The sequence below is a fragment of the Amycolatopsis kentuckyensis genome, from assembly GCF_002155975.1.
In the GTDB taxonomy this organism is placed as follows: Bacteria; Actinomycetota; Actinomycetes; order Mycobacteriales; family Pseudonocardiaceae; genus Amycolatopsis; species Amycolatopsis kentuckyensis.
On sequence record NZ_MUMI01000562.1, the window covers coordinates 1 to 5,705 of the forward strand.

A 5,705-nucleotide genomic window follows, 5' to 3' on the forward strand; every position below is an offset into this window, starting at 1 on the left:
GGGTCCTGGTGCCGCTGGTAGCCCGACGCCAGGAACTGCACGACCTCGATGAGCGCCGCCCGCCGCGGGTGGTCGGCCGGGAGCACCTCGAGGATGTCGATGGTGGCCATGCCGAACCAGCCGATCGCGCGGGCCCAGTGGTACTTCGAGTGGTGCCCGGCCCCGGACGCCCACGACTCGGAGCCGTCCTCGTCGTAGGCGTGGTACAGCAGGCCCTTCGCCGGTTCCCGCAGGTGGCTGAAGTACACGACGATGTTCTTCGCCGCTTCCTCGAAGCAGTAGTCCGCGTCGCCGAAGGCCGCGCCGTAGAGGGCGAGGAACGGCTGGGCCATGTAGACGCCGTCGCCCCACAGCTGGCCGACCTTGCTGGTCGCGTGGAACATGCCGCCGTCGGACGTCCGGGGGTAGGACGGGAACCGCTTGCGCAGCTGGTCGGCCGCCGTCTTGTACTTCTTGCGGCCCGTCTCCGCGTACAGCAGCGGCAGCATCTGGCACGAGCGCATCGAGTCGAGGTTGTTGAAGCTGTTGGAGATGCCGCTGTCGGTGATGAACCGGTCGTACCACGCGATGATGTAGTCGAGGTACTTCTTCTCGCCGGTGCGCTTGTAGAAGAGGTACTGGCCGTAGAGGTACAGGCCCAGCGTGTAGCCCCAGCCGCCGATCTTGTCCGGCGTGTAGCGCTTCATCGTCGAGTCGATCACCGCGCGGGACCAGTCCGGCGGAGGTGCCGCGCCGCCGATCGGGGGCAGCTGGTCCGCCGCCCGGGCGAGGGGACCCGCCGCGGCGAGCGCGCCCAGGGCGCCGAGCGTGCCGGCCAGGACCGCGCGCCGGGTCGGGCGAAGGGGATGTTCGGACATCGTCGTCCCTTTCGTGCACTGAGGCTGGTTCCGGTCAGGCCGCCCCGCCCACTCACCGCAGCCGGGCCGCGAAGTCCCGCGGCGGCCGACGGCCGAACAAGCCCCACCCGGCCCCGCGACGCGGTGGAAGGGTGGCCGGGATGCCGATCCGCCGTCCGTCGGCATCCCGACCAGCTCTGGGGGGCGAGGCGTGCTGCCCGTGTCGCCGGAGCGGTGGTCCGGAGAGCGAAAGCGCTCTCGGGGAGAACATCTACTCGCCTCCCGGACGCGGAGTCAAGAGAGATCGGATCTCTCACGTCATATATCAGATATTTAACCCGAACGGCCGTAGTGGAGATGTACCGGCCAGCGAGACTTCGCGAAAAGGTCGGATCTCAGCCTTGACCGTGGCTCGCAGTCAGGAGTACACCACCGAGTGGACCAGACCACTGGAGGTCGTTCATGGCATACAGGTTCCTCCGCCGGGCGCTCGTCGCGTGCGCGGCGACGCTGGCGGTGTCCGGGCTCATCACCGCACCGGCTTCGGCCGACCTGCAGAAGCCGTCGCAGCAGTGGCTGCGCGACAGCCAGGCCGGGCTGTTCCTGCACTGGGGCATGCGCACGGCACCCGGCTACACCAGTTGCAGCGCCTGGGAAAAGGCGATCACCGACGGCGGGTGGAGTCCCGCCTACTGGGTCACCGAAGCCGAGAAGCTGCACGCGTCCTACCTCGTGCTCGCCTCCTTCCACAGCCGCCTCGGCTACTCGCGGGCCTGGCCGTCGAAGATCCCCGGCAGCTGCAGCACCAAGCGGGACTTCCTCGGTGAGCTGATCGCCGCCGCGAAAGCCCGCGGGCTCAAGGTCATCCTCTACATGACCAACGACGCCCAGTGGCACGACGAGGGCGGCCACGAGTGGCTCGACTCCGCCGGCTACTCGAAGTACAAGGGCAAGGACGTCGATCTCGACAGCCAGAGCGGCTTCGGTCAGTTCAGCTACGACAACTTCTTCGAGGTCATGAAGAACTACCCCGACCTCGGCGGCTTCTGGATCGACAACGACAACGCCTACTGGGAGTCGCACGACCTCTACCAGCAGATCTACCAGCAGCGCCCGGACTACCTGCTGAGCAACAACAACGAAGACACGCCGATCATGGACACGATCAGCAACGAGCAGAAGACCGGGATGACGCCGTCGTACGACTACCCGCAGGCGACGTACACGGCGATGCCGCGGCTCACCGAGGCGTGCTTCAAGCTCCCCGACTCCGGTTCGTGGTGGTACGGCGGGTCCAACTCGGCCGTCAGCAAGATGCTCAACGTCGGCCGGTACATCACGAACTCGGGCTCGTCGATCAAGTCGCTGATGGCCGAGACGGCGATGGTGAACGGGAAGTTCCCCTCGAACCAGGAGGCGTTCAACAACTTCGCGAAGACGTACCTGGACGCGATCTGGGAATCCCTCGGCGGCACCGAGGGCGCCGGGTACATGTACGGCGGCATGCAGCCGGGCTTCTGGAACGACGGTGCCCACGGCGTCATCACCATCAAGGGCGACACGCAGTACGTGCACGTCCTGACCAAGCCGTCGGGCAGCACGCTGAAGATCCGCGACAACGGCTACCGCGTCCGCGGTGTCACGAACCTGCGCACCGGCGCGGCGATCTCGTTCAGCCAGGGCGGCGGCAGCCTCACGCTGACCGGGCTGTCCGGCTGGGACACCTACGACACGGTGTTCAAGGTGGAAACGGCGGGCCGCACCGGCACGTACGACCCGAAGACCGTGACGCTCAAGGCGAGCGCGTCGGCCAGCGGCCACAGTGGACAGTCGGCGAGCGACGGCAGCTACCTCACCTACTTCGACAACAACAAGACCCTCCCGGTGAACCTCGACTACGACCTCGGGGCGGCGAAGAAGGTGCAGTACCTCGGGATCAACCAGCGGGAGGACTCGGTCAGCTACGCCCGGTCGGACAGCGAACAGTCGGCGCGGATCAAGGCGTACAAGGTGTTCGTCTCGAGCGACGGCAAGGACTGGGGCAGCGCGGTGAAGTCCGGGACGCTGCCGAGCCACCGCGGTGTCCAGTTCGTCGACCTCTCCGCGGTGAACGCCCGGTACGTCCGGCTCCAGGTGACGAGCACGTACGCGGCGTCGAGCGACAGCTCGCGCTACAAGCGGCTGCGGATCGACGAAACCTGGGTGGGCTCGGACTACGCGACCGCGGCGGGCTGACCCGCCAGGAGGTCCACGGTCAAGGCCGCGGTCCAGCTGAACGACCGGGTGCCGTGGCCGGCGCCGGTCAGCGGGTCGCAGTACTCGGCGAAGTCCGTGCGGGCGGCGATCTCGAGGAGGTCGCCGCCCAGCCGCTCGGCGAGGGCGAACTCGCCGTGGTGCAGCAGCCCCTGCCGGACCAGCCAGCCGACGTTGAACCACGACGGCCCGCGCCAGTAGCGGCCCGGGTCGAAGCCCGGCGCGGTCAGGTCGTAGCTCGGGACGCCGTGCACCCGGCCGAGCCGGAACCGCGGGCCGGTCGCGGTGGAGACGAGGGCCGGGGCGACGGCCAGGTCCGGCAGCACCAGCGGCAGCAGGCCCGCGCACGTGTGCTCGCGGATCAGCGCGCCGGTGCGGACGTCGCGGGCGAAGAAGAAGCCGTTCTCCCAGAGCGTTTCCTGCAACGCTTTCCCGATCCGGGCCGCGGCTTCCCGGTGCGCGCCGGACGGCAGGCCGAGCTCCTCCGCGATCTCGGCGAGCGCGAGTTCGGCGTCGGCCAGCAGGGCGTTGAAACCGGGATCCTCCACGACGAAGTCCCCGAAGGCCGCGTAACCGCTGTCCCGGTAGTCGGCGGCGAGCCGGACGTAGCGGCCGTAGTCGTCGTCGCTCGGCCGGTCGCCGGCGTCGCCGTGCTCGAGGTCGCGGCGGACGAACCCGGTGGCGAGCGGGACGCGCGTGAGCGGCTCGTCCCACGCCGGGCTGTTGTCCATGCCGGATTCCCACGGGTGCACGATCGCCACCAGCCCGCGCCCGCCCGCGTCGCGGCAGGTCCGCAGGTAGTCGTGCCAGGCCACCAGCTTCGGGTAGAGCGCGGCGAGGAACTCCCGATCGGGCGCGGCTTCGTGCACGGCCAGCGCGGCGCGGGCGTGCACCGGCGGCTGGACCAGGCCGGACGTCCGCCCGGCCTGCCAGAAGGACGGGCCCGGGAAGTACGCCTCGGGCGGCGTCCCCGGGTCGAACACGATGTGCGGGACGCGGCCGTCGGGCCACTGCGCTTCGAACAGCGTCACCAGCTCGCGCCGCGCGCGCCCGGGGGACAGGTGGCGCAGGCCGAGGGCGATGAAGGCGGAGTCCCAGCTCCACTGGTGCGGGTAGAGCCCCCGGGAGGGCACGGTGGACGCGCCGAGCCAGTTGCCCGCCAGGACAGCCGCGGCCCGCTCCCGTGTTACGTTCATATGTCCAATCTATCTCCGACTTGTGTCTTGTCAATGGACAAAAGTTCGAAGGGGGCCGCGGGATGACCAGCGCCGGCGAGCTGTTGCGGCTGGTCCGGACGGGGCAGGCGAACACGCGGAAGGCGCTGCAGGCCCGCAGCGGGCTGTCGCGTTCGACGCTGACCGCGCGCTTGGACCGGCTCCAGACGGCGGGGCTGCTCACCGAAGGTGACCAGGAGGACTCGACCGGCGGACGCCCCGCGCGGCAGCTGCGGTTCGACGAGCGGCACTCCGTCGTCCTCGCCGCGAGCATCGACACGACGCACGCCGAGGCGGTCGTCACCGACCTGACCGGGCGGGTGCTGGCCCGCCGCGCGGGCGAGCTGCGGGTCGCCGACGGCCCGGAGCCCGTGCTCGGCCGGATCGCGGAGTGGTTCGAAGCGTTGCGGGCCGAGGCGGGCCGGCCGGTGTGCGGCGTGGGCGTTTCGGTGCCGGGCCCGGTGGAGCCCGGCCGCGCCCGGGTCACCCAGCCGCCGATCATGCCGGGCTGGGACGGCTACCCGATCGACGCCCACCTGGGCGCGCGGTTCGGCGCCCCGGTGCTGGTGGACAACGACGCGAACCTGATGGCGCTGGGCGAGCACCGCGCCCGCCACCCGGACTCGGCGGCCCTGGTCGTGGTGAAGGTGTCGACCGGGATCGGCGCCGGCCTGGTCCTCGGCGGCGAGGTGTACCGCGGGATCGACGGCGGCGCGGGCGACATCGGTCACATCCGCCTCCCGGAGCACCCGGAGGCGCAGTGCCTCTGCGGTTCCCGCGGCTGCCTGGCGGCCGTCGCCGGTGGCGGGGCGCTGGCGGCGAGGCTGACGGAGCTGGGCCTGCCGACGGAGTCGGGTTCGGGCGTCCGCGACCGGATCACCGCGGGCGAGCCGGCCGCGGTCCGGCTCGCCGAAGTCGCGGGCCGCCAGGTGGGCGAGGTGCTGGCGACGCTGGTGTGCGTGGTCAACCCGGGGGTGGTGGTGATCGCCGGAGACCTCGCGGAGCCGCACTTCGCGGCGGGCGTCCGGGAGGTGCTCTACTGCCGCGCCCTGCCACGGGCAACGCAGAGCCTGCGCGTGGAAATCGGCGGCCGCGGCGAGGGAATGGCGCTGGCCGGCGCGGTCGCCATGGTCGTCGACGCGGTGTTCGCCCCCGCGGAAGTGGACCGCCGCCTGGCGTGACGGCCGAGTGCCGGGGCGGCAGTGCTCTGGTCCGGCGGCCCGAACGGCCGAGGACGACGCTGAATCTGTGCGGAAATCGCCGGCTGGGGCGAGGCGCCGACGGTATCCGGCGCGGAGTACCCCGCAGGGTCTCGGCAGAGCCCTACGCCCAAGTGCCTCACCGATGCGACAGAACGCCATAGGCATGACAGGCACCCCACCCAGACCCCCTCCCCCACCCC

Annotated in this window: 4 protein-coding genes; 2 read left to right on the forward strand and 2 right to left on the reverse strand. The window is 70.7% G+C overall.

The features are described from left to right. Positions 1–857: glycoside hydrolase family 88/105 protein (locus CCN39_RS41750; protein WP_086851910.1), on the reverse strand; the 857-nt coding region annotated here is incomplete at its 3' end. Positions 858–1,298: 441 nt separating this feature from the next. Between CCN39_RS41750 and CCN39_RS41755 the strand changes: the two genes are divergently transcribed. Next, positions 1,299–3,071 (forward strand): alpha-L-fucosidase, encoded by a 1,773-nt coding sequence (locus tag CCN39_RS41755; RefSeq protein WP_086851912.1) that lies wholly within the window; start codon positions 1,299–1,301, stop codon positions 3,069–3,071. Here the strand turns inward: CCN39_RS41755 and CCN39_RS41760 are convergent. Next, positions 3,050–4,285, reverse strand: a complete 1,236-nt coding sequence (locus CCN39_RS41760) for an MGH1-like glycoside hydrolase domain-containing protein (protein WP_086851914.1) — start codon at positions 4,283–4,285, stop codon at positions 3,050–3,052. The two genes, CCN39_RS41755 and CCN39_RS41760, sit on opposite strands and share 22 nt — an antisense overlap. 62 nt (positions 4,286–4,347) lie before the next feature. On the opposite strand from CCN39_RS41760, the gene CCN39_RS41765 reads away from it, so the two are divergent. Then, a complete protein-coding gene (locus CCN39_RS41765; protein ID WP_086851916.1) occupies positions 4,348–5,484 on the forward strand; it encodes an ROK family protein in 1,137 nt (378 codons plus the stop codon). The last annotated feature ends 221 nt before the right edge of the window (positions 5,485–5,705 follow it).